The organism is Xanthomonas sp. fls2-241-TYG-148 (assembly GCF_030208815.1).
Taxonomy (GTDB): Bacteria; Pseudomonadota; Gammaproteobacteria; order Xanthomonadales; family Xanthomonadaceae; genus Xanthomonas; species Xanthomonas campestris.
The window spans coordinates 995,923-1,021,418 of record NZ_JARVTE010000001.1 but is presented as its reverse complement, the minus strand read 5'-3'; the positions used below and the strand labels follow the sequence as shown (position 1 = coordinate 1,021,418).

The 25,496-nt window shown below is 64.8% G+C and carries 25 protein-coding genes, 5 tRNA genes and 1 other RNA gene; 27 read left to right on the top strand and 4 right to left on the bottom strand.

The window, feature by feature from the left end; genetic code table 11:
• Nucleotides 1–26 precede the first annotated feature (26 nt).
• The 9 genes from tig to QRM60_RS04540 all read left to right on the top strand — a co-directional run bounded on the left by tig (nt 27) and on the right by QRM60_RS04540 (nt 9,056).
• Complete coding sequence (gene tig, locus QRM60_RS04580; protein WP_014506865.1) at nt 27–1,319, top strand: trigger factor; 1,293 nt, start codon at nt 27–29, stop codon at nt 1,317–1,319.
• A gap of 94 nt (nt 1,320–1,413) precedes the next feature.
• Entirely contained in the window at nt 1,414–2,040 is a 627-nt protein-coding gene (gene clpP, locus QRM60_RS04575) for an ATP-dependent Clp endopeptidase proteolytic subunit ClpP (RefSeq protein WP_002806026.1), read from the top strand.
• Nucleotides 2,041–2,165: 125 nt separating this feature from the next.
• The gene (gene clpX, locus QRM60_RS04570) at nt 2,166–3,452 is read left to right on the top strand and encodes an ATP-dependent Clp protease ATP-binding subunit ClpX (protein WP_042595019.1); all 1,287 of its coding nucleotides are present in this window, start codon (nt 2,166–2,168) and stop codon (nt 3,450–3,452) included.
• 144 nt (nt 3,453–3,596) lie between these two features.
• A complete protein-coding gene (lon, locus tag QRM60_RS04565) occupies nt 3,597–6,068 on the top strand; it encodes an endopeptidase La (protein ID WP_070692101.1) in 2,472 nt (823 codons plus the stop codon).
• A 214-nt stretch (nt 6,069–6,282) separates the two neighbouring features.
• Entirely contained in the window at nt 6,283–6,555 is a 273-nt protein-coding gene (locus tag QRM60_RS04560) for an HU family DNA-binding protein (protein WP_002806049.1), read from the top strand.
• An 11-nt stretch (nt 6,556–6,566) separates the two neighbouring features.
• Nucleotides 6,567–6,641, top strand: a tRNA-Val gene (locus QRM60_RS04555).
• Between the two features lie 29 nt (nt 6,642–6,670).
• A tRNA-Asp gene (locus tag QRM60_RS04550) sits at nt 6,671–6,747 on the top strand.
• Between the two features lie 96 nt (nt 6,748–6,843).
• Nucleotides 6,844–6,920 (top strand) — tRNA-Asp (locus tag QRM60_RS04545).
• Between the two features lie 165 nt (nt 6,921–7,085).
• The gene (locus QRM60_RS04540) at nt 7,086–9,056 is read left to right on the top strand and encodes a peptidyl-prolyl cis-trans isomerase (protein WP_285445694.1); all 1,971 of its coding nucleotides are present in this window, start codon (nt 7,086–7,088) and stop codon (nt 9,054–9,056) included.
• A gap of 1,488 nt (nt 9,057–10,544) precedes the next feature.
• Here QRM60_RS04540 and QRM60_RS04535 read toward each other — a convergent pair.
• Complete coding sequence (locus QRM60_RS04535; RefSeq protein WP_115555522.1) at nt 10,545–11,711, bottom strand: lytic transglycosylase domain-containing protein; 1,167 nt, start codon at nt 11,709–11,711, stop codon at nt 10,545–10,547.
• Nucleotides 11,708–12,475 (bottom strand): hydroxyacylglutathione hydrolase, encoded by a 768-nt coding sequence (gene gloB / locus QRM60_RS04530; RefSeq protein ID WP_115555523.1) that lies wholly within the window; start codon nt 12,473–12,475, stop codon nt 11,708–11,710. The genes QRM60_RS04535 and gloB overlap by 4 nt, the downstream gene beginning before the upstream one ends.
• Nucleotides 12,476–12,487: 12 nt before the next feature.
• On the opposite strand from gloB, the gene QRM60_RS04525 reads away from it, so the two are divergent.
• From QRM60_RS04525 to dnaQ, 3 genes are read left to right on the top strand one after another with little or no spacing between them, the layout of a single operon-like run.
• The gene (locus QRM60_RS04525) at nt 12,488–13,144 is read left to right on the top strand and encodes a hypothetical protein (RefSeq protein WP_115555524.1); all 657 of its coding nucleotides are present in this window, start codon (nt 12,488–12,490) and stop codon (nt 13,142–13,144) included.
• Between the two features lie 24 nt (nt 13,145–13,168).
• Nucleotides 13,169–13,621, top strand: coding sequence for a ribonuclease HI (rnhA, locus tag QRM60_RS04520; RefSeq protein ID WP_285445693.1), 453 nt, complete (start codon nt 13,169–13,171; stop codon nt 13,619–13,621).
• An 8-nt stretch (nt 13,622–13,629) separates the two neighbouring features.
• Entirely contained in the window at nt 13,630–14,367 is a 738-nt protein-coding gene (gene dnaQ, locus QRM60_RS04515; protein ID WP_228417893.1) for a DNA polymerase III subunit epsilon, read from the top strand.
• 31 nt (nt 14,368–14,398) lie between these two features.
• Here the strand turns inward: dnaQ and QRM60_RS04510 are convergent, their stop codons facing one another.
• A complete protein-coding gene (locus QRM60_RS04510; RefSeq protein ID WP_014506874.1) occupies nt 14,399–15,103 on the bottom strand; it encodes a PP2C family serine/threonine-protein phosphatase in 705 nt (234 codons plus the stop codon).
• 197 nt (nt 15,104–15,300) lie between these two features.
• Between QRM60_RS04510 and QRM60_RS04505 the strand changes: the two genes are divergently transcribed.
• Both QRM60_RS04505 and QRM60_RS04500 read left to right on the top strand, forming a co-directional pair.
• Nucleotides 15,301–15,391: transfer RNA gene (locus QRM60_RS04505), tRNA-Ser, on the top strand.
• A 309-nt stretch (nt 15,392–15,700) separates the two neighbouring features.
• Entirely contained in the window at nt 15,701–16,105 is a 405-nt protein-coding gene (locus tag QRM60_RS04500) for a DUF6165 family protein (protein WP_103699577.1), read from the top strand.
• Between the two features lie 52 nt (nt 16,106–16,157).
• Here the strand turns inward: QRM60_RS04500 and QRM60_RS04495 are convergent, their stop codons facing one another.
• The gene (locus tag QRM60_RS04495; protein ID WP_115555527.1) at nt 16,158–17,204 is read right to left on the bottom strand and encodes a glycosyltransferase family 9 protein; all 1,047 of its coding nucleotides are present in this window, start codon (nt 17,202–17,204) and stop codon (nt 16,158–16,160) included.
• Nucleotides 17,205–17,224: 20 nt separating this feature from the next.
• Between QRM60_RS04495 and QRM60_RS04490 the strand changes: the two genes are divergently transcribed.
• From QRM60_RS04490 to QRM60_RS04430, 13 genes are all read left to right on the top strand, one after another.
• A complete protein-coding gene (locus QRM60_RS04490; protein ID WP_011036197.1) occupies nt 17,225–17,974 on the top strand; it encodes a 3-deoxy-D-manno-octulosonic acid kinase in 750 nt (249 codons plus the stop codon).
• Complete coding sequence (locus QRM60_RS04485) at nt 17,974–18,726, top strand: MBL fold metallo-hydrolase (RefSeq protein WP_011036198.1); 753 nt, start codon at nt 17,974–17,976, stop codon at nt 18,724–18,726. The genes QRM60_RS04490 and QRM60_RS04485 overlap by 1 nt, the downstream gene beginning before the upstream one ends.
• Nucleotides 18,726–19,757, top strand: a complete 1,032-nt coding sequence (gene moaA / locus QRM60_RS04480) for a GTP 3',8-cyclase MoaA (RefSeq protein ID WP_019237906.1) — start codon at nt 18,726–18,728, stop codon at nt 19,755–19,757. The genes QRM60_RS04485 and moaA overlap by 1 nt, the downstream gene beginning before the upstream one ends.
• Nucleotides 19,754–20,134, top strand: coding sequence for a nuclear transport factor 2 family protein (locus QRM60_RS04475; RefSeq protein WP_161962592.1), 381 nt, complete (start codon nt 19,754–19,756; stop codon nt 20,132–20,134). The genes moaA and QRM60_RS04475 overlap by 4 nt, the downstream gene beginning before the upstream one ends.
• A gap of 24 nt (nt 20,135–20,158) precedes the next feature.
• Nucleotides 20,159–20,656, top strand: coding sequence for a cyclic pyranopterin monophosphate synthase MoaC (gene moaC, locus QRM60_RS04470; protein WP_042595029.1), 498 nt, complete (start codon nt 20,159–20,161; stop codon nt 20,654–20,656).
• On the top strand, nt 20,653–20,898 hold the full coding sequence (locus QRM60_RS04465) for a MoaD/ThiS family protein (protein ID WP_012439072.1): 246 nt from the start codon (nt 20,653–20,655) through the stop codon (nt 20,896–20,898). The genes moaC and QRM60_RS04465 overlap by 4 nt, the downstream gene beginning before the upstream one ends.
• Nucleotides 20,895–21,338: a molybdenum cofactor biosynthesis protein MoaE gene (locus tag QRM60_RS04460; RefSeq protein ID WP_164496920.1), complete on the top strand. Its 444-nt coding sequence runs from the start codon at nt 20,895–20,897 to the stop codon at nt 21,336–21,338. The genes QRM60_RS04465 and QRM60_RS04460 overlap by 4 nt, the downstream gene beginning before the upstream one ends.
• Before the next feature lie 200 nt (nt 21,339–21,538).
• A tRNA-Ser gene (locus QRM60_RS04455) sits at nt 21,539–21,631 on the top strand.
• Between the two features lie 81 nt (nt 21,632–21,712).
• Nucleotides 21,713–21,809: signal recognition particle sRNA small type (gene ffs / locus QRM60_RS04450), an RNA gene on the top strand.
• A 177-nt stretch (nt 21,810–21,986) separates the two neighbouring features.
• Nucleotides 21,987–23,954, top strand: a complete 1,968-nt coding sequence (gene dnaX / locus QRM60_RS04445; RefSeq protein WP_285445692.1) for a DNA polymerase III subunit gamma/tau — start codon at nt 21,987–21,989, stop codon at nt 23,952–23,954.
• Between the two features lie 6 nt (nt 23,955–23,960).
• Nucleotides 23,961–24,281 (top strand): YbaB/EbfC family nucleoid-associated protein, encoded by a 321-nt coding sequence (locus tag QRM60_RS04440; RefSeq protein ID WP_011346622.1) that lies wholly within the window; start codon nt 23,961–23,963, stop codon nt 24,279–24,281.
• Nucleotides 24,282–24,377: 96 nt separating this feature from the next.
• Nucleotides 24,378–24,971: a recombination mediator RecR gene (gene recR, locus QRM60_RS04435; RefSeq protein ID WP_076036268.1), complete on the top strand. Its 594-nt coding sequence runs from the start codon at nt 24,378–24,380 to the stop codon at nt 24,969–24,971.
• A gap of 105 nt (nt 24,972–25,076) precedes the next feature.
• On the top strand, nt 25,077–25,427 hold the full coding sequence (locus QRM60_RS04430; protein WP_012439070.1) for a histidine triad nucleotide-binding protein: 351 nt from the start codon (nt 25,077–25,079) through the stop codon (nt 25,425–25,427).
• Nucleotides 25,428–25,496 lie beyond the last annotated feature (69 nt).

The window sequence follows — 25,496 nt, the reverse complement described above, 5'->3', positions numbered from 1 at the left end:
GTGTGCTGTCGGTGGCAGGAGTCAACATGCAAGCATCGATCGAATCCACCGGCAATCTGGAACGCCGTCTGACCTTCACCCTGCCGCAGGAGCGCCTGGAGACGCATGTTGGTGGTCGCCTGCGCGAACTGGCGCGGACCACGCGCATCAAGGGCTTCCGGCCCGGCAAGGTGCCGACCAAGGTCATCGAGCAGCGCTTCGGTCAGCAGGTGCGTGCCGAGGCGATGGAAGGCCTGTTGCGTGAGACCTTCGATTCGGCCGTGCGCGAGCACTCGCTGCGTCTGGCCGGCAATCCGCGCATCGACCAGGGCGAGAGCGATTTCGACTTTGTCGCCACCTTCGAAGTGGTGCCGGATTTCGGCGACATCGACGTGACCAACCTGTCGGTGGTGCGTCACACCGCTGAAGTCACCGATGCCGACATCGACCAGATGATCGAGAACCTGCGTCTGCAGCGCCGTACCTGGAACCCGGTCGAGCGCGGCGCGCAGGTCGGTGATCTGGTCGCGCTGGAGACCTGGTCGCAGGCCGGCGACGAGCGTCTGCCCGCCGAAGGCGTAGAGACCGGCAGCAGCGTGCTGGGCTCGGGCGTGATGTTCGACCAGATCGAAAAGGGCTTGGAAGGCCTGTCCAAGGGCGAAGACAAGACCTTGAGCATCGATTTCCCGGCGGACTGGCGCGTGCCGCAGCTGGCTGGCAAGACCGTGCAGGTGCACGTCAAGGCGGTCGAGGTGTCCGAGCCGGTGCTGCCGGAAGTCAACAAGGAGTTCATCAAGAGCTTCGGCGTGAAGAGTGGCGATGCCGAGCAGTTCCGCGCCGACATCCGCACCAATCTGGAGCGCGAGCTCAAGGGTGCGTTGATGAACCGTCTGCGCCGTGAAGTGGGCGAGCAGCTGATCGCCGCCTACGCGCACGTGGAAATGCCGCCGCGCCTGGTCGAGAACGAAGCCCGTTCGATGCTGGCGCAACAGGTCGACCAGATGCGTCGCAGCGGCCGCAACCCGGGCGAGATCCCGGCCGATGCGCACCAGGGATTCATGGATGCCGCTGCCAAGCGCGTGCTGGTAGGTCTGCTGGTGGGCGAAGTCGCACGTCGCAATGAGCTGCGCCTGGAATCCAAGCGTGTCAGCGAAACGCTGCGTCTGATCGCCTCGACCTACGAAGAGCCGGAACAGGTCATTGAGATGTACCGCAACGACCCCCAACTGATGAGTGGGCTGCAGAGCCGTGTGATGGAGGAGCAGGTGATCGACTGGATCGCCGAGCGCGCCAAGCACACCGAGCAGTCGCTTTCGTTCCAGGACGCGATTCGCGTTTAACGCGACCGCGTGGTACGAGCCCGCATCCGGTTAGCCAGGGTGCGGATCTCACACACGGGCATCGGCACAGGCCGCTGCCACAACAGGAAGACTGATGAGCATTGTGACTAAAGCCCTGAACCTGGTGCCCATGGTGGTCGAGCAGACCAGCCGTGGCGAGCGTGCGTATGACATCTACTCGCGTCTGCTGAAGGAGCGTCTGATCTTCCTGGTCGGTCCGATCGACGACCATATGGCCAACGTGATCGTGGCGCAGCTGCTGTTCCTGGAAGCGGACAACCCGGAAAAGGACATCAGCATCTACATCAATTCGCCCGGTGGCGTGGTCACCGCCGGCATGGCGATCTACGACACCATGCAGTACATCAAGCCGGACGTGAGTACGATCTGTGTGGGCCAGGCGGCCTCGATGGGCGCGCTGCTGCTGGCATCCGGTGCGGCTGGCAAGCGCTATGCGCTGCCGAATTCGCGCGTGATGATCCATCAGCCGCTGGGCGGCTTCCAAGGCCAGGCGACCGATATCGACATCCACGCCCGCGAGATCCTGACCTTGCGTTCGCGCTTGAACGAGATCCTCGCCAAGCACACCGGCCAGTCGCTGGAGACTATCGCGCGCGACACCGAGCGCGACAACTTCAAGAGCGCGGTCGATGCACAGGCTTATGGCCTGGTGGATCAGGTGCTGGAACGCCGTCCGGAAGAGTCGATCCAGCCGTCTTGAGTCGCAGACGCCTGAAATTGCTGGAAAAACTGGCAGGGTCGGGCTGGACGAATGTCCTCCCGACCCTGTGCTATTCTCGAAATCGAACCCCCGTGCATCGGGTGGGGTAACTGGGTAACAGAAGCATGAGCGAAGACCGCCAAGGTCGTTCCGGCGACAGCAACAAGATTCTCTACTGCTCGTTCTGCGGTAAGAGTCAGCATGAGGTCCGCAAGCTGATTGCCGGTCCCAGCGTATTCATTTGCGATGAGTGCGTGGAGCTGTGCAACGACATCATTCGCGAGGAACTCGAAGAGAAGGCGCAGTCGGCACGTTCCAGCCTGCCCAAGCCGCGCGAGATCCTCGAGGTGCTGGACCAGTACGTGATCGGTCAGCTGCGCGCCAAGCGCACGCTCGCGGTGGCGGTGTACAACCACTACAAGCGGATCGAGAGCCGGAGCAAGAACGACGACGTCGAACTTGCCAAGTCCAACATCCTGCTGGTCGGCCCGACCGGCTCGGGCAAGACGCTGCTGGCCGAAACGCTGGCGCGCCTGCTCAATGTGCCGTTCACGATCGCCGACGCCACCACGCTGACCGAAGCCGGCTATGTCGGCGAGGACGTGGAAAACATCATCCAGAAGCTGTTGCAGAAGTGCGACTACGACGTCGAGAAAGCGCAGCAGGGCATCGTCTACATCGATGAAATCGACAAGATTTCGCGCAAGAGCGAAAACCCGTCGATCACCCGCGATGTGTCTGGCGAAGGCGTGCAGCAGGCATTGCTGAAGCTGATCGAGGGCACGGTGGCTTCGGTGCCGCCGCAGGGTGGGCGTAAGCATCCGCAGCAGGAATTCCTGCAGGTCGATACCAAGAACATCCTGTTCATCTGTGGCGGCGCGTTTGCCGGGCTGGACAAGGTGATCCAGGCGCGTTCCAACGATGCCGGTGGGATTGGCTTCGGCGCCAAGGTCAAGAGCAGCGAGCGCAAGCAGGAAGTCGGCAAGATCCTGGCCGAAGTCGAGCCGGAAGATCTGATCAAGTTCGGCTTGATCCCCGAGTTCGTCGGCCGCCTGCCGGTGGTCGCCACGCTCGAGGAACTCGATGAGCCGGCGCTGATCAAGATCCTGACCGAGCCGAAGAACGCCATCACCAAGCAGTTCAAGAAGCTGTTCGAGATGGAAAGCGTGGAGCTGGAGTTCCGCCCGGATGCGCTGTCGGCGATCGCCAAGAAGGCACTCAAGCGCAAGACCGGCGCACGTGGCCTGCGCACCATCGTGGAATCGGTGCTGCTGGACACGATGTACGAGCTGCCGTCACAGGAAAACGTGAGCAAGGTGGTGGTGGACGAATCGGTGATCGAACACAAGTCCGAGCCGTATCTGATCTACCAGGCACAGCCGGCGCCGGCCAAGGCCGCGTCTGGCGACTGAGGCTTCGCGGCGATGCCGGCAGGCCGTGGCCTCGCTGGCGGCTAAAGGGTTTCCGACCGCTACTTGCAACACCTCGCCGATGGCCCCATAACGGGGCCATCGGCTTTTTTTACGCCCCAATTCCTCGATCCCGCGGAGCGCCCCATGGCCCAGTCCCAACCAGAAATTCTCGATCTGCCAGTGTTGCCGCTGCGCGACGTGGTGGTGTTTCCGCACATGGTGATTCCGCTGTTCGTCGGCCGTGACAAGTCGATGCGCGCGCTGGAAAAAGCCATGGAGGCGGACAAGCGCATCCTGTTGGTTGCGCAGAAGTCGGCCGAGACCGACGACCCGGCAGCGGGCGACCTGTACACGGTCGGCACGCTCGCCCAGGTGTTGCAACTGCTCAAGCTGCCCGATGGCACGATCAAGGTGCTGGTCGAAGGGCTGTCGCGCGTCACCGTCGACAAGGTGGCAGAGCAGGACGGCGCCTTGCAGGGCCGCGGCACCGAAGTGGAAGCCAGCGATGCACGCGAGCCGCGTGAGCTGGAGGCGATTGCGCGTTCGCTGATGTCGCTGTTCGAACAGTACGTCAAGACCAACCGCAAGCTGCCGCCGGAATTGCTGCAGACCCTGGCCGGCATCGATGAGCCCGGACGTCTGGCCGACACCATTGCCGCGCACATCGGCGTGCGTTTGGCAGATAAGCAACGCCTGCTCGAAATCACCGAGATCGGCGACCGGCTGGAGCTGCTGGTTGGCCTGGTCGATGGCGAGATCGACGTGCAGCAGCTGGAAAAGCGTATTCGCGGCCGCGTCAAGTCGCAGATGGAAAAGAGCCAGCGCGAGTACTACCTCAACGAACAGATGAAGGCGATCCAGAAGGAACTGGGCGACCTGGACGACGCGCCCGGCGAACTGGAAGAACTGGCCCGCAAGATCGCCGAGGCCGGCATGCCCAAACCGGTCGAGACCAAGGCCAAGGCCGAACTCAACAAGCTCAAGCAGATGTCGCCGATGTCTGCCGAAGCTGCGGTCGTGCGCAACTATCTGGATTGGTTGCTCGGCGTGCCGTGGAAGAAGCGCACCAAGGTTCGCAAGGATCTCAAAGTTGCGCAGGACACCCTGGATGCCGATCACTACGGTCTGGACAAGGTCAAGGAACGCATCCTTGAGTACTTGGCTGTGCAGTCGCGCGTGAAGCAGATGAAGGGCCCGATCCTGTGCCTGGTCGGCCCGCCGGGTGTGGGTAAGACGTCGCTGGGTCAGTCGATCGCCAAGGCGACCAACCGCAAGTTCGTGCGGATGAGCCTGGGCGGCGTGCGCGACGAGGCCGAGATCCGTGGCCATCGCCGGACCTATGTCGGTTCGATGCCGGGCCGCCTGGTGCAGAACCTCAACAAGGTCGGCAGCAAGAACCCGCTGTTCCTGCTGGATGAGATCGACAAGATGTCGATGGACTTCCGTGGCGATCCGTCGTCGGCGCTGTTGGAAGTGCTCGACCCGGAGCAGAACCACACCTTCAACGACCACTATCTTGAAGTGGATCTGGACCTGTCGGAGGTGATGTTCGTTGCCACCTCCAACTCGCTCAATATCCCCGGCCCGCTGCTGGACCGCATGGAAGTGATCCGCATCCCCGGCTATACCGAGGACGAAAAGCTCAACATCGCCATGCGTTATCTGGTGCCCAAGCAGATCAAGGCCAACGGCTTGAAGCCGGAAGAGATCGAGATCGGCAGCGATGCCATCCAGGACGTGGTGCGTTACTACACGCGTGAGTCGGGTGTGCGTAACCTCGAGCGCGAAGTGGCCAAGATCTGCCGAAAGGTGGTCAAGGAAATCGCGTTGGCCGGCCCGCAGCCGGTGGCCAAGAAGGCAGTCGCAAAGAAGGCCAAGCCCAAGGCGCTGGTGACGGTGACCTCCAAGAACCTGGACAAGTATCTGGGTGTGCGTCGCTTCGATTTCGGTCGTGCAGAAGAAGAGAACGAGATTGGCTTGGTGACCGGTCTGGCTTGGACCGAGGTCGGTGGCGAACTGCTGCAGATCGAGTCCACGCTGGTGCCGGGCAAGGGCAACCTGATCCTCACCGGTCAGCTGGGCAACGTGATGAAGGAGTCGGCATCGGCGGCCTTGTCGGTGGTGCGCTCGCGCGCAGAGCGGCTGGGCATCGATGTGGATTTCCTGCAGAAGCAGGACGTGCACGTGCATGTGCCCGACGGTGCCACGCCGAAGGATGGCCCCAGCGCAGGTATCGCGATGGTGACCTCGCTGGTGTCGATCCTGACAAAGGTGCCGATCCGTGCGGACGTAGCGATGACCGGCGAAATCACCTTGCGCGGCCGCGTCTCTGCGATCGGCGGCTTGAAGGAGAAATTGCTGGCGGCATTGCGCGGCGGTATCCGTACCGTGTTGATCCCCGATGAGAACCGCAAGGACCTGGCGGACATCCCGGCCAACGTCACGCGCGATCTGGAGATCGTGCCGGTGAAGTGGATCGACGAAGTGCTGGATCTGGCCCTGGAGCGCCCGTTGGCGCCGAAGAAAGCCGGCAAGGAAAAAGCACGCAAGACCGCCTCGCGTGTAGCGGTGCGCGGCAAGTCGCGTACCACACCGGGTACCCGCGTCAAGCATTAAAGTGCGCTGTTTAAACCTAGGCAAAACAGGCCAAAACCCGCGTCGTTATTGGGTTTTGGCTTGCGCGCGCTTGGGTGCGCTGGTATAAATGCACGACTCGTGGGCGCGGCAAAATGTGATGCGTCACGCGATACCACTTGTGTCGGGTTCTTCGCTAACGGCAAGAGCGCCGATTGTCGATTCCGCGGCATCTGCCGCAAAGGGAGTTTCAAGAATGAATAAAACCGAATTGATCGATGGCGTTGCCGCTGCTGCTGACATCTCCAAGGCTGAAGCCGGCCGTGCTGTCGACGCGGTTGTGAGCGAAATCACCAAGGCGCTGAAGAAGGGCGACGCTGTCACCCTCGTTGGCTTCGGCACCTTCCAGGTCCGCGAGCGCGCTGAGCGTACCGGCCGCAATCCGAAGACGGGCGACAGCATCAAGATCGCTGCTTCGAAGAATCCTGCATTCAAGGCTGGCAAAGCCCTGAAGGATGCAGTAAACTAATCGACTCGCTAGGGTGCTTAGCTCAGCGGTAGAGCGTCTCCCTTACACGGAGAGGGTCGGGGGTTCGAAACCCTCAGCACCCACCAGATAAGCACCAGGCAAAAGTTTCAAGCGCGGAGCGGTAGTTCAGCTGGTTAGAATGCTGGCCTGTCACGCCGGAGGTCGCGGGTTCGAGTCCCGTCCGCTCCGCCAGTTACACCGAAGCCCCTGAGCGATTGGGGGCTTCGTTTTCTCCACAGCATTTGCATTGCGCGGATGCCGTGAAGAGAAGACGTCCAAGTTTAAAGCGGAGCGGTAGTTCAGCTGGTTAGAATGCTGGCCTGTCACGCCGGAGGTCGCGGGTTCGAGTCCCGTCCGCTCCGCCAGTTTTTCCAAGCCCTCGGCCTTGTGTCGGGGGCTTTTTTTTGGCCGAGGTCACTGCGTTCCGTTGGCAACCGGACAAGCGGCTGGCGCTACGGTGGTGTCGGGCTGGGTGCCCGGCTGCGAAGCGCGTTACACTGCGCGGCTCGCCCACAGGCCGTGATTTGCCAATGCTGCAGAAACTTCGCGACAAGACGTCAGGCTGGATCGCTACCGCCATCCTGGGGTTGCTGATGATTCCGTTCCTGTTCGTCATCGACAACAGCTACCTTGGCGGCATTGGCGCCAACAACGTGGCCAAGGTGCAGGCGCCCCCGACGTGGTGGAAGTCCGCACCTTCATGGTGGCCGGTCTCGCTGCTGTGGCAGCACCATGAGATCAGCGCGCAGGATTTCCGTGCGCGCTTCGAGCAGGCGCGTATGCAGGAACGTCAGCGCCAGGGCGAGAATTTCGACCCACGTCAGTTCGAATCGCGCGAGAACAAACTGCAGGTGCTCGATCAACTGGTCGACGAGCAGGTCGTGCGTTTGGGTGCGGAAGATGCGGGAATCGTGATCGGTGATGCCACCGTGCGCGATTACATCGCCAATATTTCGGCCTTCCAGATCGATGGCAAGTTCAGCCCCGACCAGTACCGCGCAGCGCTTGCGCAGGGCACCCCGCCGCGCACGCCTGCGCAGTTCGACGCGCTGGTGCGCGATAGCTTGCAGCAGTCGGTGATTCCGCAGGCGGTGGCCGAATCGGGCTTTGCGACCAAGAGTGAATTCGAGCGCCTGCTCACCTTGATGGGCGAGACGCGCGATGTCGAGTTGGCGATGCTGCCGGAGCCGACCGCCGATACCGCGCCGGTCAGCGATGCACAGATCAAGCAGTGGTACGACGCGCATCCGCAGGATTTCCGCCAGCCGGAAACTGTGACGATCGAATACGTCGAGCTCAATGCAGCCACCTTGCCGCCCGCCACCGCAGCCGACGAAGCAACGCTGCGTAAACGCTATGAAGAAGAGAAGGCACGGTTTGTCGATCCGGATCAGCGTCTGGCATCGCACATCCTGATCAGTGCCGGCAGCGATGCCGCTGCGCAGAAGGCCGCCGAAGAAAAAGCGGCCAAGCTGGCTGCCCAGGCCAAGCAGCCGGGCACGGACTTTGCTGCGCTGGCCAAGGCCAATTCGCAGGACCCGGGTTCCAAGGACGCCGGTGGCGATCTGGGCTGGGTCGAGAAGGGTACGATGGTCAAACCGTTCGAAGACGCGCTGTTCGCGATGAAGGCAGGCGATGTGGTCGGCCCGATCAAGACCGAGTTTGGCTACCACGTAATTCAGTTGCGTGAGGTCAAGGGCGGGCAGGGCAAGTCGTTCGAGCAGGTGCGTGACCAATTGGCTGCCGAGCAGCTCAAGGCCGACGCCGACAAGGCGTTTGCCGACCTGAGCGGCAAGCTCGTCGACCAGGTCTACAAGAATCCCACCGCGCTGGAGCCGGCGGCCAAGCAGGTCGGCCTGCCGGTGCAGACGCTAGGGCCGTTCTCCCGCATTGATGCCAGCGGCATCGCCGCCAACCCTGCGGTGCTGCGCTCGGCGTTCTCCGAAACGCTGGTGCAGGACGGTACGGTGAGCGACCCGATCACCATTGCGCCCAATCACAGCGTGGTGTTGCGCGTGACCAATCACACCGCCGAACAGACACTGCCGCTGGACAAGGTGCGCGAGAAGGTGATTGCCGCGGTGCATGCGGACCGCACCAAGAAATCTGCGGTGGCTGCGGCCGACGCGCTGCTGGCGCGTGTGCAGAAGGGTGAAACCCTGCAATCGCTCGCGGCGGCCGAAAAGCTGCAGGTCACGCCGATTCCGGGGCTGCCGCGCACCGCGCCGGTGCCGACGCCCGCCGCCAATCGCGCGATCTTCAGCGCCCCACGCCCGACCGAAGGCAAGCCGTCGGCTGGCAAGGTTGAGCTCACTGGCGGCCGGTATGCGGTGTTCGTGGTGAGTAAATCGACCCCGGGCGATCTTAAGCAGATGCCGGCCGAGCAGCAGACCATGCTGCGAGAGCAACTGAGTCAGATCGACGGCGGCAATGCGGTGCAGGCCTACGTCAAGGGAATGCGCAAGCGCTACAAGATCCAGATCGAAGAAGCGCAGCTGTAAGCCCTTCTGATATCGCTGAAACGGAAAAGCCCGGCATGACCGGGCTTTTCTTTGGCCGAGATACGGAGCCATTGTGGCTTGGTGGTCTGTTGTTTGGTGAGCGCGACGGTTGTGGACAGGGGTGTGGGCAGGCGCGTGGTACGACCGTGCGCTGTAGCGATCTGCTGGAGGTGGTAATGAGCAAGCGTGCAGAAGCTGCTCGATTGGTCTCACCTCCTGGTGCGCTAGGCGGAGCACCGGAGCCCGCTTGTGTGCCACCGGGTGACCGCGATTGTGGCGGACCAGCGTCGCCGAACTGTCGCTAGCCCTGTACGCGGTTTACTCGTGAAATGAGTTCTGCAGTAACGCGTGGGTCTAGCCTGACGATGGAGTGGCGCAGAGCACCGCTTGGCGATTCACCTGCTTAGTGGCCATGACCGTTAGTTTAATTTGCATCCGCCGAGTAGGCGAAGTGGAGAGCAGCCACACGCGATTGCTGACTCCGGGCGACAGATGCTCGTCCTCAAACAAACCTGCCGATCGGATATCTGCGCATGCTTACATGACGTGTGTGATTCTCGCTGTCGCTGTCGCTGTCGCTGTCGCTGTCGCTGTAGATCTGGTTTTGCATGCATTTGCTCTGCTAATCGACGCCGATCTGCCGCCGCTACACCACAGGCTCTGCTCCGGCCTTGCCGTTTGCTCTTGCTCCTGCTTCACCCAGTCGCCTTAGAGCAAGCCGAGCACCGCAGCCACGCGCGGCCGAAGAGGCGCCCTGTCTGAGCGCAGCGAGTTTGGGCGCCGTGCCGCGTGTGGCGAGGAGCGCAGGGCACCGGTGCAGCTTCACCGCACCGGATCGCGTCGGCGACAGCGGTTTTGGTTCCTTTTGCCAAGACAAAAGGAACTCGCGCCGCAGGCGCGAAAGCTCTGCACGTGTTCTGCTTCACGCTTCATGACTCGTGCTCTCATCGCAGTGAAGAGAGCCCAATCGCTCGTCGCCATTCAATAAGCAGGCGCCGAATCTCGTCCGCCTTCCGCTGCCTCTCCCGGTGGAACTAGATACGTACACGGGCGGAGCGAGTTCAGACCGCGCCGCGTACACGCGCGCTAGCGTAGCGTCACCGGATCGACGTACGTCGGCGAAAGCGGCTTTGGTGGCTGTCACCTAGACAAAGAACTCGCGACGCATGCGCGAACGCCTCGCACTTGGTGTGCTCCGTGCTTTGTTCCCCATGTGCTGGGGTGGGCGACCCAGGCCGAGCGTCACGCCCCGGCCAGGGTGAGCAACTTTGCACGCATCGGCCCCTCGGGCGCGTTCTCCCGACGACAGATCACTGCGCAGGAAAGCTCGGCCGCAGGCAAATAATTGCTCAAGGAATAGTGGGGCGCGCAAAGCGCCTTTGTCGCCGCAGGCTCTCAAACGCGATGCCCGGAAAATGCTGCAGCTTTGCAGTCGCGCAGTGCACGTCGAGCAATTACCGGCGAGTCACCGCAAGCGCGGCTGATGGCTCAGGGCGAATCTTCGAACGACAGCACCATGCCCGGCTTCAACACCGCGCGCTTGTCCAGACCATTGTTGGCAAGCAGCGTGGTGACCGTGATTCCGTAGCGCTTGGCGATGGCCCACGCGGACTCGCCATTACGCACGGTGTGCGTGCGCGCGCTGTTGCGCTTGGAGGTCTGGACGCTGGCCACCGCAGTGGTGGCACTGCCGTCATCCGTATCTGCAAGGGCGGCGCGATCGGCCAGGGCGACAACAGCGCCAGCGGACCCCGGTTGTGCCGGCGCGATCGGCGCCAGCACATGCACGCCGCGGGGCGCTGCACGGGCGCTGGCCACTGCCGGATTGAGGCGGGCAAGCAGTTGCGGTTCCAGGGCGCGCTGCCCAGCCCAGGTGGTGAGGCTGGTGCCGGCCGGCAATGCGTGCTCGGTCAGCACCGGTACCGGGCGATCCAGCGACGTCATCAAGGTCCCTTGCTCCTGCGCATGGTCAAGCACGCACGCCAGCGCGTGCAGCTTTTCCACGTATTCGTAGGTGACCTTGGACATGCCCGGCAACTCGGCCGGCCGGGCGTTCTGCGCATTCATACCGGCGCTGCGCATGGCCTGCAAGACGCGGTATTCGCCAGCGTTGTAGGCCATGAGCGCCAGGCGCCAGTCGCCGCCGAACATGCCGTACAGGGTTTTGAGATAGCGCACTGCCGCGGTGGTGGAATCCACCGCCGACAGGCGGCCGTCGTACTGGGCGCCCACCGGCACGTGGTGATTGCGCGCGGTAGTGGCGATGAACTGCCACAGGCCTGCCGGGCCGCTGCCGTTGCGTGCGCCGGGCCGGTAGCCGCTTTCCACGAAGGGAATCAGCGCGAATTCGGTGGGCATGTCGGCTTCGCGCAGCTGGTCGACCACGTAGCCGAACAGCGGGAGGACGTCCTGCCCATCATCTGCCAGGCGGGCCGGGGCGCGGGAGAAGTGCTGCTCCCAACGCCGATCGCTGTGCTCGGTATCGCAGCCCGGGTCGGCACGTCCTTCCAGGAAGGAGGCAAAGATATCCCGGCCGTTGCGTACGGCCGGTGCTGGGCTGCTGACGGTGGCAGAGGTGCTTGGCTCGCTGGCGGAGCCGGCGACCGGTGCGGCGGCCGACAGCGCGGCCAACACACCCAGAAGCAGGCGCCTCATGCGCGAAATACGTCTTTCCAGCGCCGAAGTTCGGCAAATACGTCTACATCGCTCGTTATCGAAATGCTTGCGTGCGCGGCGACCGCGGCGCGAATTTCGGGAGTATGCAGACGCAGGAACGGATTGGTGGCCAGTTCACTCTTGAGCGAAATCGGCAGGGTAGGACGGGCTGCATGACGCATTGCCTGGGCTTCCTGTTGACGGCGCTGCAAGGCAGCGTTGGTGGGATCGACGTGCAGCGCGAAGGCCGCATTGGCCAAGGTGTACTCGTGGCCGCAACACACAAGCGTCTCGCCTGGCAGGGAGGCCAGCCGCTGCAAGGCGTCGAACATCTGTGGGGGCGTACCTTCGAACATCCGCCCACAGCCTAGGCTGAACAGGGTATCACCACTAAACAGGTGCCCGTCACCCACATAGGCGACATGGCTGCGGGTATGGCCGGGGACTTCCAGTACCGCAAAGTCGATGCCCAGGGCCGTCACAGTGTCGCCGTGGGCGACGTGGCGGGTGGCCGCAGGCATGCGTTCGTCGTCCGGCCCGTACAGTTCCAGCGCCGGAAAATGCTGCTGCAGCTCCGCCACGCCGCCGATATGGTCGGCATGGTGGTGGGTCAGCAGGGCGGCTACCGGAGTGAAGCCCTCACGTTGCGCGGCCTCCAGCACCGGCGCTGCCTGGCCAGGGTCGACGATCACTGCACGGCCATCATTGGCGACCAGCGCCCAGATGTAGTTGTCGTCGAATGCGGGCAGGGCGGTGAGTCGCATAGAATTGGGACCATGCCTGCCGCGCCGTTCTCCCGTCAAGCTGGTGTCTCATCCTGGTTTGAAACGGGTGGAGGCCGCAGCCTGCTCCAGCTGGAGCGCCAATTGGCGCTCGCGGCGCTGCAGACGCGCCCGTCGCAGCCCTGGCTGTGGGTCACTCCGACCACCGATCTGCCACCGCGCGACGCCCTGCAGGGGCGTGGCTTGCGGCTGTATCGCAGCGGTAGCCGCTTTGGCGGCGACGCACGCTGTGCGGTGCCGTTCCCGTTGCCGGCCGAAAGCCTGCAGGCCATCGTGGTGCAGCATGCGGTGGTCAATGGGGCGGCGGAGTTCCTGGCCGAATGCGAGCGGGTGCTGATGCCGGGCGGGCGGCTGTGGTTGTTCACGCTCAATCCGCTGAGCCCGTACCGGTTCCGCTGGGCGCGTCGCGGCCCGGTGGCGTTGCGCCCGGATCGGTGGCGGCTGCTGGCGCAGCGGGCCGGGCTGCAATGCGTGGACAAAGAACGGTATCTGGGGCCGATCTGGGGTCCCGGCCGCGGCTCCGCCGATCCAAGCCGTGCGCCCTGGCGTGCGGTGTATCTCCTCGAAGTGGAAAAGCGTGCCGCAGCGCCGATCGGTCCGACGCCGATCGCCCTGCCGTCGCGTTGGCCGCAGCCTGTGGCCACGATCTGACATCGCAATCCAAATTAGGTCCTGATGAAATCCATTGAAGTCCATACCGACGGCTCCTGCCTCGGCAATCCCGGGCCGGGCGGCTGGGCCGCCCTGCTGCGCTACAACGGTCGCGAGAAGGAACTGGCCGGCGGCGAAGCCAATTCCACCAACAACCGCATGGAGCTGATGGCGGCGATCATGGCGCTGGAAACGCTCACCGAGCCGTGCCAGATCCTGCTGCACACCGATTCGCAATACGTACGTCAAGGCATCACCGAGTGGATGCCTGGCTGGGTGCGGCGCGGCTGGAAGACCTCCGGCGGCGACCTGGTCAAGAACCGCGAGCTGTGGGAGCGGCTGCATGCGGCCACTCAGCGCCACACCATCGAATGGCGCTGGGTGAAAGGCCACAATGGCGACCCGGACAACGAGCGCGTCGACGTGCTTGCCCGCAATCAGGCCATCGCCCAGCGCGGTGGCCTCGCAACATCGTAAGAGGACGCATGCGTCAGATCATTCTCGATACCGAAACCACCGGCCTGGAATGGCGCAAGGGCAACCGCGTCGTCGAAATCGGTGCGGTGGAACTGCTGGAACGCCGCCCGAGCGGTAACAACTTCCATCGCTATCTGCGGCCGGACTGCGACTTCGAGCCTGGCGCGCAGGAAGTCACCGGGCTGACCCTGGAATTTCTGGCGGACAAGCCGGTGTTTGCCGAGGTGGTGGAAGAGTTCCTGGCCTACATCGACGGCGCCGAACTGATCATCCACAACGCCGCGTTCGACCTGGGTTTTCTGGACAACGAACTGTCGCTGCTGGGCGATCAGTTCGGCCGCATCATCGACCGCGCCACCGTGGTCGATACCTTGATGATGGCGCGTGAGCGTTATCCCGGTCAGCGCAACTCGCTGGACGCATTATGCAAACGGCTGGGCGTGGACAACTCGCACCGGCAGTTGCATGGCGCCTTGCTCGATGCGCAGATCCTGGCCGATGTCTACATCGCGCTGACCTCCGGGCAGGAAGAGATCGGCTTCGGCGCGATGGATGCCGGCCAGAATGCCGACGGCGGCGAGGGCATGATCGCGTTCGATCCGTCGCTGTTGCTGCCGCGCCCACGCGTGGTGGTGACCGCGTCGGAGCTGCAGGCGCACGAGGCGCGTCTGGAGCGGCTGCGCAAGAAGGCCGGGCGTGCGCTGTGGGATGCGCCGGAGTTGGACGAGGTCGCGGTCGCCAGCTAAGGCGCCGCTGGAGGACGTGCTGCTCGCGCGGTCAGTGACTGCGCACCAGGATGGCGGTGATGTTGTCCGAGCCGCCGCCATCGAGTGCGGCGGCGACCAGGCATTCCACGCATTCCTGGGCACTGCAATCGGCCTGCGACAGCGTTGCGGCGATCGCGGTGTCATCCACTTCTTCGGTCAACCCATCGCTGCATAACAGCAGTTGCATGCCCGACTTGAGTTCGCCCTGCATGGTGGCGACATTGAGATGGGCCGGGTCGGTGACGCCGAGCGCCTGGGTGACGACATTGCGATGCGGATGCGCGCGCGCCTGCTCGCTGGTCAATGTGCCCTGGGCGATCAGTTCCTGCACATAACTGTGGTCCTGGCTCAGTTGCGCCAGCCGGCCGTCACGCCACAGGTAGGCGCGGCTGTCGCCCACCCAGGCCACTTCGAAACGCTGCCCGAGCACGCGCGCGGCCACCACGGTGGTGCCCATCGGCAAGGTGTCGTTGCAGCGGCGCGAGGTCTTGATGATTTCCTCGTCGGCGATGCGCACTGCCTGTGCCAGCGGCGTACCGGCACGTACTTCGCGCACGATGGTTTCGCGCGCCAACGCACTGGCCACCTCGCCGCAGGCATGGCCACCCATGCCGTCTGCCACCAGCCACAGCCCCAGCTCGCTGTCGCCGTAGTACGTATCCTCGTTGAGGTCACGGCGCAGGCCCACGTGGGTGAGGTGTCCGAATTCGAGCATGGTGCGGGGTCGCCAGGATGAGAGGTGCCGCACCATCATCGCGGCCCCGCAGGCGGCCGGCAACCGATGGGGCGCAATGGCCGCGGCGGATGTTCACGCCGGCCCCGGCACTGCGGTCTCGGCGGCAAGCCGCGCCCGCTTGTGGCAAACCGCGTGTGCCCGTATGATTCACGGCCCCGGGACACCGGGGACCATCTGGAGAGGTGGCAGAGCGGTTGAATGTACCTGACTCGAAATCAGGCAGGCGTTTATAGCGCCTCGGGGGTTCGAATCCCCCCCTCTCCGCCAGATTGAGGCGCGCAGATGTGCCAGTGCCGCGTGAGTTTCGCCGGCGTCATTGGGGGGTGAGAAGCCCCGGGTTCGACAGACGGCATCGCCGTCTGCACGGCGAAGCCGCCCAAAGGGCGAAGGCACGTAGTGCCGAGTGAATCCCCCCCTCTCCGCCAGATTGTGGTGACGCGTTGTGCCAGTACCGTTTTGGTTCGTGCGCATTCCGCGTCATCGCTGCATCAGCCCCCGCAAGGGGGCTTTTTGTTTTCGGGTCGCAGCCCGCCGGCGCGATGCCTACAATTGCCGATTCTTCGTTGGAGGTCTGTCATGTCCGAGATCCTGGTGCCGGTGTCCTTTGGTGAGCTGCTCGACAAGATCGCGATTCTGCAGATCAAGTCCGAGCGCATGCAGGACGCGGCCAAGTTGGCCAACGTGCGCAATGAGCTGTCGGCGCTGGAAACCAGCTGGATGGCGCATCCGGCCGCCGGCCACGACATCGTTCGCCTGCGCGCGGAGCTGAAAGCGGTCAACGAGCGGTTGTGGGTGATCGAGGACGACATTCGCCTCAAGGAACAGGCGCAGTCCTTCGACGATGACTTCGTGCAGCTGGCGCGCAGTGTCTATATCGAGAACGACGAGCGCGCGCGCATCAAGAAGGAGATCAATCTGGCGTTGGGTTCTTCGTACGTGGAAGAGAAGTCCTACCAGGACTACCGCGCCAGCGGCGCCTGATGCGGGCTGATCGTCGGCGCATGTTGCAGGCGCGCCGAGGCTGACCGATGGGTCAGGCGTGATCTGCGCGATAGCGCTCGAACGCGGCGATGGCATCGTCGACGCTGATCAAGGTCATCACGTCGTCGAACTCTATCTTGGTGCCCCACTTGAGCTGCGCGGCCGGCTTGCCCAGGTGCTTGCGTGCGGCAGCGTCGTAGCGATCCACGCAATAGCGCACATCCGAATACGGGCCGCTGCGTCGCGGGTTGCTGGCGGCATGCAGGCCGAGCACCTTGGTGCCCATCGCGTTGGCGATATGCATCGGCCCCGAATCCGGTGTGACCACCAGCGCGGCGCGGGCGAGCAGGGCAGGCAACTGCTTGAGCGTGTCCTTGCCGACCAGATCCAGTACCGGCGTGCGCGCCGCCGCGATGATGGCATCGGCTGTGCTGCGCTCCAGCTCGCTACGGCCGCCGCACAGCACTACCCGCCAGCCCTGCGTGGCAGCATGGTCGGCCAGCGCAGCGTGCCGGTCCGGGTACCAGTTGCGCCGCACGTGGCTGGAACACGGCGAGATCATCAACACCGGGCGCCTATCGTCTTGCCATTGCGCCTGTGCCCACGCGTGTGCGTCGGCGGGCACCGGCAGGTTCCAGCGCACCTCGGTCTGGCGCAGTCCCAGTGGCTCGGCGAAGCTGCCGATGGCGTCCAGCACGTGGATGCCCGGTCGGTCGGCGATGCGCTCGTTGACGAACAGGCCGTGCAGGTCCTTCGAGCGGCTGCGGTCGTAGCCGATGCGCCGGCGCGCCGGCACGAACGCCGACAGCACGTTGGCGCGAAATGCGACCTGCATCTGCAGCAAGGCATCGAAGTGACCATGCGCGGCCAGCGCTTGGCGCACTGCGCGCATGCCGGCCAAGCCGCTGCGTTTGTCGTAGGCATGGAAGTGCACGCCGGGCAGGCCGTCGAGCAATTTGAGCCCGGCCTTGTCGATGATCCAGTGCAACTGCGCCTGCGGAAAGCCCGCCTGCAAGGTGTGCACCAGCGGCACCACGTGGGTGACGTCGCCCAGGGCGGACAGGCGCAGCAGGCATAACGAAGCAGGCGTAGAAGCCATGGTGTTGTTAGACTCGATGGATGGTTTCTTTCGACGCCACTGAAGCGCTGACGCCGTACCGCGAAGGCCGCGGGTACGGCGCCATTCTGTTCGACCGCGAACGGCTGCGGCAAGCCGATGCCGGGCTGTTCTCGCCACAGCGTTGGGGCGACAGGGCGCGTCCGGTAGACGAGGGCGGGCGCGGTGGCGCGTGGTTCGTGGATGCCCCGTTTGGCCACAGCGTGCTGCGCCAATACCGGCGCGGCGGCATGGCCGCACGTGTAAGTCGCGACCAATATCTCTGGAAAGGCGCCGGGCGCACGCGCAGCTTTGCCGAATTCCGGCTGATGCGTGAGCTGCTCAAGCGCAAGCTGCCGGTGCCGCGCCCGTTGGCGGCCTGCTATCTGCGCGAAGGTTTGGGCTACCGTGCTGCGTTGTTGATGGAGCGGCTGGAGAACGTGCGGTCGCTGGCCGACCATGCACAGGTGGCCGGCCGCGGCGCGCCGTGGGAAGACACCGGGCGGCTGATCGCGCGCTTCCACCGCGCCGGCCTGGATCACGCCGATCTCAATGCGCACAACATCCTGTTCGATGCCGGCGGGCATGGCTGGCTGATCGATTTCGACCGCGGCGTGCTGCGCATTCCGGCCACCCGCTGGCGCGAGCGCAACCTGGCCCGCCTGCATCGTTCGCTGCTGAAGCTGCGCGGCAACCGCACCCGCGAAGACGTGGACAAGGACTACGAGCGCCTGCACCGCGCCTACGAGCTGGCCTGGGGCCGGGGCTACTGATGGAGTGGGCACTGCGGGTGCAGGGGGTCGGCAATGCGTCGGCCGTGGCGCTGGGGTCGCCGATGGCCACGCTGGAGCGTGGCGGTGCGCCGTGGCTGACCATCGACTGCGGCAGCGAAGGGCTCACCAGCTATCAGGCCCATTACGGCCAGATGCCACAGGCGGTCTTCATCACCCACGTGCATCTGGACCACGTCGGCGGGCTGGAGCGCTTGTTCGTGGACAGCTATTTCTCCGAACGCCGCGGCCGCACCCGCCTGTACGTGCCGGCGCCGGTGGTGCCGCTGCTGCAGCGGCGGCTGGCCGACTACCCGAACGTGCTGGCCGAGGGCGGTGCGAACTTTTGGGATGCATTTCAGCTGGTGCCGGTGGGCGAGGCGTTCTGGCATGACGGTGTGCGCCTGGAGGTGTTCCCGGTGCGCCACCACTGGCCGGAGACCGCCTACGGGCTGCGCCTGCAGGGTGCATTGGTCTGGACCGGCGACACCCGGCCGATCCCGGAGATGCTGGCGCGCTATGCCGATGACAGCGAGCTCATCGCGCATGACTGCGGCGTTCACGGCAACCCGTCGCATACTGGTGTGGATGACCTGGAGCGGGAATACCCGCAGGACCTGTTGAGCCGCATGTGGCTGTATCACTACGCCAGCAACGCCGACGGCGACGTGCTGCGGGCACGCGGCCATCGCGTGGCTGTGCCTGGCCAGGTGCTTGCGCTGGCAACACCCACTGCCGCCATGGCGCCGCGCTGATGGGTGCCCTGATGCTGCCGGACCTGAGCGCCGCACCGATGCAGGACCGCTACGGCCGGCCGCTGCGCGACCTGCGCTTGTCGGTGATCGAGGCCTGCAATTTTCGCTGTGGCTACTGCATGCCCGCCGACCGCGTGCCGGACGATTACGGGCTGGACGCCGACCAGCGGCTGAGCTTTGACCAGTTGGAAACCCTGGTGCGCGCCTTCGTGGCGGTGGGCGTGACCAAGCTGCGCCTGACCGGCGGCGAGCCGTTGTTGCGCAAGAACCTGCCGGTGCTGATCCAGCGCCTGGCGGCGATCGAGGGCATCGAGGACCTGGCGCTGACCACCAATGGAGCGCTGCTGGCGCGCCAGGCCGTGGCCCTGCGCCAGGCCGGGCTGCGCCGCATCACCGTGAGCATGGATGCGCTGGAGCCTGCGCTGTTTCGCCAGATGAGCGGCGGGCGTGGCGAGATCGACCAGGTACTGGCCGGCATCGCCGCGGCCGAGCAGGCCGGGTTCAAGCGCCTGAAGATCAATTGCGTGGTGCAGCGCGACGTCAACGAAGACCAGGTGCTGCCGTTGGTCGAGCACTTCCGTGGCACCGGGCATGTGTTGCGTTTCATCGAATTCATGGATGTGGGCAGCTGCAATGGCTGGCGGCCCGAGGCGGTAGTGACCTCCGCGCAGTTGCGCGACCGGATCCATGCGCGGTGGCCGTTGGCGCCGCTGGATGCCAACTACACCGGCGAAGTGGCGCAGCGGCACGCATTTGCCGACGGGCTGGGCGAGGTGGGCTTTGTCAGTTCGGTCAGCGTGCCGTTTTGCGGCGATTGCCAGCGTGCGCGCGTCTCTGCCGATGGGCACCTGTACACCTGCCTGTTCGCCAGTCAGGGGCATGACCTCAAGCCGGCACTGGCCGAGGGCGAGCAGGGCTTGGCCACGCATCTGCGCCAGCGCTGGAGCGTGCGTGCGGACCGCTATAGCGAAGTGCGCGCATCCACCTCCCGGCGTCGCAAGCCGGTCGAGATGTTCCTGATCGGCGGGTGAGCGCCGCTGCGCTGCTGACGCAGTTGCGCGACTTGGAGCTGCGTCTGCTCGATCCACAGGTGCGTGGCTCAGTGGGCGAACTGGAGGCGTTGCTGGATCCCGCGTTCGTCGAGTTTGGTGCCTCGGGCCGGTGCTATACGCGCGGGGAGGTCATCGCCGCATTGACCACCAGTGCGGCGGCTGCCGATTACGTGACCGACGACTTCAGCTGCGTGCTGCTGGCCCCACAGCTGGCGCAGCTGCGCTATCGCACCCGCGTGCACGCCGACGGCGTGGCGCGGTGTGCCCTGCGCAGTTCGCTATGGCGCCCGGATGGTGCGCGCTGGCGGATGCTGTTCCATCAAGCCACCCCGTTCACCGACAATCCCGCATCCTGACGTTCTGTTCCCGTGTCGTTTCCCATGCCAGCAAAGACCACTTCCGCACGTCTCACCCACCTGGACGACGCCGGGCTGCCCACCATGGTGGACGTTTCGGACAAGCAGGTCACCGCACGCAGTGCCACCGCGGAAAGCCGGGTGCACTTTCCTGCTGCCGTGGCAGCGCAACTACGCGCCAACGGCTTGCGCAGCGCCAAGGGCGGCATCGTGGAGACGGCGGTGATCGCCGGCACCATGGCGGTCAAGCGTACGCATGAATTGATTCCGTTCTGCCATCCGCTGCCCATCGATGGCTGCCGCTTCGAGATCGATTGGGCGGGCGCGCAGGTGCTGCAGATCGTCTGCACGGTGCGCTGCGTACACCGCACGGGCGTGGAGATGGAAGCACTGACCGGTGCCAGCGTGGCGGCGTTGACGGTCTACGACATGTGCAAGGCGCTCTCACACAGCATGCGGATCGGCCCGACCAAATTGTTGTCCAAACGCGGCGGCAAGCGCGATATCGGAGCTGCGCGATGAGCGCCACCATCACCGTGTTGTACTTCGCCAGCTTGCGCGAGGCTGCCGGCATTGCAAGCGAGCAAGTGCACTCGGATGCTGCCGATTTGCGCGGCGTGTATGCGGAACTGGATGCGCGGCACGGGCTGCGCTGGACGCCGGCGCAGTTACGCGTGGCCGTGGACGGCGCATTCGCGCGCTGGGACGACCCGCTGCGCGATGGCAGCGAAGTGGTCTTCATTCCGCCGGTCTCTGGAGGTTGAGCATGCATGAGCAGATCAGGCCGAGCTTCGGGCTGTCGGACGCGCCCCTGCAGGTGGAAGCGTTGCGGCAGGCACTGGAGCACCCGCGCGCTGGTGCGTTTGCGAGCTTCGAGGGTTGGGTGCGCAACCATAACGATGGCCGCAGCGTTGCCGGGCTGCGCTACGAAGCCTATGCCGCGCTCGCACAGGCCGAAGGGCAGCGTGTGCTAGACGAGGCGATGACGCGGTTCTCCATCCTGCAGGCGCAGTGCGTGCATCGCGTGGGCGAGCTGGGCATCGGCGAAATGGCGGTGTGGGTTGGCGTCAGCGCGGCGCACCGTGGCGCCGCATTCGAGGCGTGCCGCTTCATCATCGACGAGGTCAAGGCGCGCGTGCCGATCTGGAAGCACGAGCACTACCTGGAAGGCGATGCCGGCTGGCTGCATCCGGAGTCGCAGTAAGGCAATGCCTCACCTGCGGTGCATCTGCCAGGCGAGCGCGGCTGGTGTTTGAATCGACAGGTGCCCGCGCGGGTGGGTTCCTTTGCGGCGCCGCAATTCTGTCGCGCCCTCTGCGGGCCGCGCCGAGACTAACCTTGTTAAAGCCGCGCGCGACAGCTAGAATTCCGCTTCTGTCGACGGCCAGGCCGCCCGACAGGCACGGAGAGGTGTCCGAGTGGTTGAAGGAGCACGCCTGGAAAGTGTGTAAGCGTCTAAACCGCGCTTCGGGGGTTCGAATCCCCCTCTCTCCGCCAGTTTCATGATGTCTGCGTTGCGCGCTTGTGCACGTTGCCGACATCCAGGGCCACGCCGGTGGCCCACGTCTTATGGTGGCCCCGTCGGTCCCTCGCGACGCTAGATCGAAAATCCCGCCAGGGCCGGAAGGCAGCAACGGTATCGATTGATGCGGGCGCCGAGGTCAACCGGCGGGGACACCACCCCCTTCAGGTCCGATGCCGCAGCGACAGTTGGCGCTGCGCGCGCGTCACGCTGCCGGCACTGCGCCGCTGTCGATCCGACCGGTGCGTGTCTGCGGCCGACGGCCCGTCGCTGAACGATCAAGAGTGCGCGGCGTGGCACAATATCGGTTCAACGTTCGCTGGTTTCCCGATGTCCTATCTCGTTCTCGCCCGTAAGTGGCGCCCGAAGCGTTTTGCCGAACTCGTTGGCCAGGAACACGTGGTCCGCGCGCTCAGCAATGCGCTCGACAGTGGCCGCGTGCACCACGCGTTCCTGTTCACCGGCACCCGCGGCGTGGGCAAGACCACCATCGCGCGCATCTTCGCCAAATCGCTGAACTGCGAGACCGGCACCAGTGCCGATCCGTGCGGCACGTGCCCGGCCTGTCTGGACATCGATGCCGGGCGTTATATCGACCTGCTGGAGATCGACGCCGCGTCCAACACCGGCGTGGACGATGTGCGCGAAGTGATTGAAAACGCGCAGTACATGCCCTCGCGCGGCAAGTTCAAGGTCTACCTGATCGACGAAGTGCACATGCTTTCCAAGGCAGCGTTCAATGCGCTGCTGAAGACGCTGGAAGAGCCGCCGGAGCACGTGAAATTCCTGCTGGCCACCACCGACCCGCAAAAGCTGCCGGTGACGGTGCTGTCGCGCTGCCTGCAGTTCAACCTCAAGCGGCTGGACGAAGACCAGATCCAGGGCCAGATGACCCGCATCCTCGCGGCCGAGGAGATCGAGTCGGACCCGTCGGCGATCGTGCAGTTGTCCAAGGCGGCCGATGGCTCGCTGCGTGACGGGCTGTCCTTGCTCGACCAGGCCATCGCCTATGCCGGCGGCGCGCTGCGCGAAGACGTGGTGCGCACCATGTTGGGCACGGTCGATCGCACCCAGGTGGGCGCGATGCTGCAGGCGCTGTCCGATGGGGACGGCGCGCAGTTGTTGAAGGTGGTTGCCGCGTTGGCGGAATTCTCGCCGGACTGGAGCGGCGTGCTGGAGGCGCTGGCGGAGGCACTGCATCGCATCCAGGTGCAGCAGCTGGTGCCGTCGGTGGCGTTCGTGGGCGATGGCATCGACCCGACGGGCTTTGCCGCGCAGCTGCGGCCGGAAGTGGTGCAGCTCTGGTACCAGATGGCGCTCAACGGGCGCCGCGATCTGTACCTGGCGCCGAGTCCGCGCGCCGGGTTTGAAATGGCCGTGCTGCGCATGCTCGCCTTCCGGCCGGCTGCCGCGGTGCCGGCCGGCAGCGGCGACGATGGACGTGGCGCCAGCGCCGGCGGCCACACGCGTGGAACGGCCACCGGCGTGCAGGCGGCGCCTGCGGCCGCCGCACCTGCACCTGCACCGGCGGCGACGTCGGCCAAGGCAGCCGACGTCAGCCCGGCCCCCGTGGTGTCCGCACCGCCCGTCGCTGCCGCGCCATCGCCGGTGGTGGTGTTGCCCACGGCCGCGGCCGAACCTGCGCCGTCAGCGCCGCCTGCGCGCACGGATGACACACCGCCGTGGGCGGTGGACGACGCACCGGTGCGTGCACAGGCTGCACCGCAACGTGCCACTGCCGAGGTGCCTGCTGCTGTGCCGTTAATGGCGCCGGAAGCGGCCATGGCGCCGCCTGCGACCGTGGCCGACGACGCGGCACCTGCTGCCATGGATGCGGTGGTGCCTGTGGCTCCGCCGTCTGCGCCCGCGCCGGTGACACCGCCGGCCGCTGCGTTCGACGAAGGATACATCGCCGATGCCGAGCAATGGCTGGAGCTGGTCACGCGCAGCGGTTTGAATGGCCCCTCGCGCCAGCTCGCTGCCAATGCGGCCTTCATCGGCCATCGCGACGGCGTGCTGCGCCTGGCGCTGGCGCCGGGCTTTGAATATCTCAATTCCGAACGTTCCATCGCCAACCTTGCCCAGGCGCTGGCGCCGGAGTTGGGCAACACGCCGCGCATCGTGATCGAGACCGGCAGCGCCGACGTCGAGACCCTGCACGAGCGCGCCAATCGCCAGAAAGGCGAGCGCCAGAGTGCGGCCGAAACCGCCTTCATGAATGACCCGAATGTGCAGCAGCTGATTCAGCAGCAGGGCGCGCGGGTCGTTCCCGATTCCATCCGCCCTTACGACGAGTAACCCCGCATGCGTGGAAATATTGCCCAACTGATGCAGCAGGCGCAGAAGATGCAGGAAAACCTGCAGCGCGCCCAGGAAGAACTGGCCAAGCTGGAAGTCACCGGCAGCGCCGGCGGCGGCATGGTCAGCGTAACGCTCACCGGTGCCAAGGAATGCCGCAAGGTGCGCATCGACCCGAGCATCCTCTCCGACCAGGAGATGGCCGAGGACCTGATCGCCGCCGCCTTCAACGATGCCTCCAACAAGATCGATGCCGAATCCAAGGATCGCATGGGCTCAGCCACGGCCGGCATGCAGTTGCCGCCCGGCATGAAGCTGCCGTTCTGAAAGGCTGGGAATCGGGAGTAGGGAATCGGGAATCGTTAAGCAACCTGCACCTTTGCTCTTGCGATTCCCCAATCCCGATTCCCGATTCCCGAGCACATGTCCTCCCTTCTAGAACAACTGATCGAAGCCTTCCGGGTGCTGCCCGGTGTGGGTCAGAAGTCGGCGCAGCGCATGGCGTACCACGTGCTCGAGCGTGAGCGCGAGGGTGGGCGGCGGCTGGCGGCGGCGCTGGCCAATGCGGTGGAGAAGGTGGGCCATTGCGTGCAATGCCGCGACTTCACCGAGTCGGAGGTGTGCGCGATCTGCGCCAATTCCGCCCGTGATCGGCAGCAGCTGTGTGTGGTGGAATCGCCCGCCGATCGCCTGGCGATCGAGCACGCCACCGGCTACCGCGGGGTCTATTTCATCCTGCAGGGGCGTTTGTCGCCGCTGGATGGTATCGGCCCACGTGAGTTGGGGCTGGACCGCCTGGCCGAGCGTCTGGCAGCGGGCGAGGTCACCGAAATGATCATCGCCACCAACGCCACCGTCGAGGGCGAGGCCACCGCGCATTACCTGGCGCAACTGGCCCGCCAACACAGCGTGCGCCCCAGCCGGCTCGCACAAGGCATGCCGCTGGGCGGCGAGTTGGAGTACGTGGATCGCGGCACGCTGTCGCATGCCTTCGGCACGCGTAGTGAGGTGCTTTAAGCGCCGGGAATCGTAAGTCGTGAATGGGGAATCGGAGAAGCAAAGTCAGAAGCCCGCGCGGTAAGCTCTTGCGATTCCCCAATCCCGATTCTCGATTCCCTTCCTATGACCGACACCATTTTCGGCAAGATCATTCGTCGCGAAATTCCCGCCACCATCGTCTATGAAGACGACGAGGTACTGGGATTCGAGGACATCGCACCACAGGCGCCGGTGCATGTGCTCTTCATTCCTAAGTTGCATGCGATCCCGACCCTGGACGATGTACCGCCGGAGCAGGCGCTGCTGGTCGGCAAGTTGGCGCTGGCGGCCGCGGCATATGCGCGCGAACAAGGCCTGGCGCAGGACGGTTACCGCATTGTCATGAACTGCCGCGAGCATGCTGGGCAGACGGTGTTCCATATCCATCTGCATCTGCTGGCCGGTGCGCCGCTGGGGCGTTTCGGTACGCCGTGATCGATGTGGCATATGCGTAGGGTGATCCTGTGACAGCGGACGCCACACACAAAAACGCCGCTCCCTGCG

Excerpts from the sequence above, each read along its gene's own strand:
- QRM60_RS04495 (WP_115555527.1), bottom strand. The coding sequence starts at position 17,204 with ATGGCTTCTACGCCTGCTTCGTTATGCCTGCTGCGCCTGTCCGCCCTG.
- QRM60_RS04490 (WP_011036197.1), top strand. The coding sequence starts at position 17,225 with ATGGTTTCTTTCGACGCCACTGAAGCGCTGACGCCGTACCGCGAAGGC.
- QRM60_RS04500 (WP_103699577.1), top strand. The coding sequence starts at position 15,701 with ATGTCCGAGATCCTGGTGCCGGTGTCCTTTGGTGAGCTGCTCGACAAG.
- lon (WP_070692101.1), top strand. The coding sequence starts at position 3,597 with ATGGCCCAGTCCCAACCAGAAATTCTCGATCTGCCAGTGTTGCCGCTG.
- QRM60_RS04560 (WP_002806049.1), top strand. The coding sequence starts at position 6,283 with ATGAATAAAACCGAATTGATCGATGGCGTTGCCGCTGCTGCTGACATC.
- recR (WP_076036268.1), top strand. The coding sequence starts at position 24,378 with ATGTCCTCCCTTCTAGAACAACTGATCGAAGCCTTCCGGGTGCTGCCC.
- QRM60_RS04525 (WP_115555524.1), top strand. The coding sequence starts at position 12,488 with ATGCCTGCCGCGCCGTTCTCCCGTCAAGCTGGTGTCTCATCCTGGTTT.
- QRM60_RS04510 (WP_014506874.1), bottom strand. The coding sequence starts at position 15,103 with ATGCTCGAATTCGGACACCTCACCCACGTGGGCCTGCGCCGTGACCTC.
- QRM60_RS04535 (WP_115555522.1), bottom strand. The coding sequence starts at position 11,711 with ATGAGGCGCCTGCTTCTGGGTGTGTTGGCCGCGCTGTCGGCCGCCGCA.
- dnaQ (WP_228417893.1), top strand. The coding sequence starts at position 13,630 with ATGCGTCAGATCATTCTCGATACCGAAACCACCGGCCTGGAATGGCGC.
- gloB (WP_115555523.1), bottom strand. The coding sequence starts at position 12,475 with ATGCGACTCACCGCCCTGCCCGCATTCGACGACAACTACATCTGGGCG.
- QRM60_RS04440 (WP_011346622.1), top strand. The coding sequence starts at position 23,961 with ATGCGTGGAAATATTGCCCAACTGATGCAGCAGGCGCAGAAGATGCAG.
- clpP (WP_002806026.1), top strand. The coding sequence starts at position 1,414 with ATGAGCATTGTGACTAAAGCCCTGAACCTGGTGCCCATGGTGGTCGAG.
- moaA (WP_019237906.1), top strand. The coding sequence starts at position 18,726 with ATGGGTGCCCTGATGCTGCCGGACCTGAGCGCCGCACCGATGCAGGAC.
- QRM60_RS04430 (WP_012439070.1), top strand. The coding sequence starts at position 25,077 with ATGACCGACACCATTTTCGGCAAGATCATTCGTCGCGAAATTCCCGCC.
- dnaX (WP_285445692.1), top strand. The coding sequence starts at position 21,987 with ATGTCCTATCTCGTTCTCGCCCGTAAGTGGCGCCCGAAGCGTTTTGCC.
- QRM60_RS04485 (WP_011036198.1), top strand. The coding sequence starts at position 17,974 with ATGGAGTGGGCACTGCGGGTGCAGGGGGTCGGCAATGCGTCGGCCGTG.
- rnhA (WP_285445693.1), top strand. The coding sequence starts at position 13,169 with ATGAAATCCATTGAAGTCCATACCGACGGCTCCTGCCTCGGCAATCCC.
- moaC (WP_042595029.1), top strand. The coding sequence starts at position 20,159 with ATGCCAGCAAAGACCACTTCCGCACGTCTCACCCACCTGGACGACGCC.
- QRM60_RS04465 (WP_012439072.1), top strand. The coding sequence starts at position 20,653 with ATGAGCGCCACCATCACCGTGTTGTACTTCGCCAGCTTGCGCGAGGCT.
- QRM60_RS04540 (WP_285445694.1), top strand. The coding sequence starts at position 7,086 with ATGCTGCAGAAACTTCGCGACAAGACGTCAGGCTGGATCGCTACCGCC.
- clpX (WP_042595019.1), top strand. The coding sequence starts at position 2,166 with ATGAGCGAAGACCGCCAAGGTCGTTCCGGCGACAGCAACAAGATTCTC.
- tig (WP_014506865.1), top strand. The coding sequence starts at position 27 with ATGCAAGCATCGATCGAATCCACCGGCAATCTGGAACGCCGTCTGACC.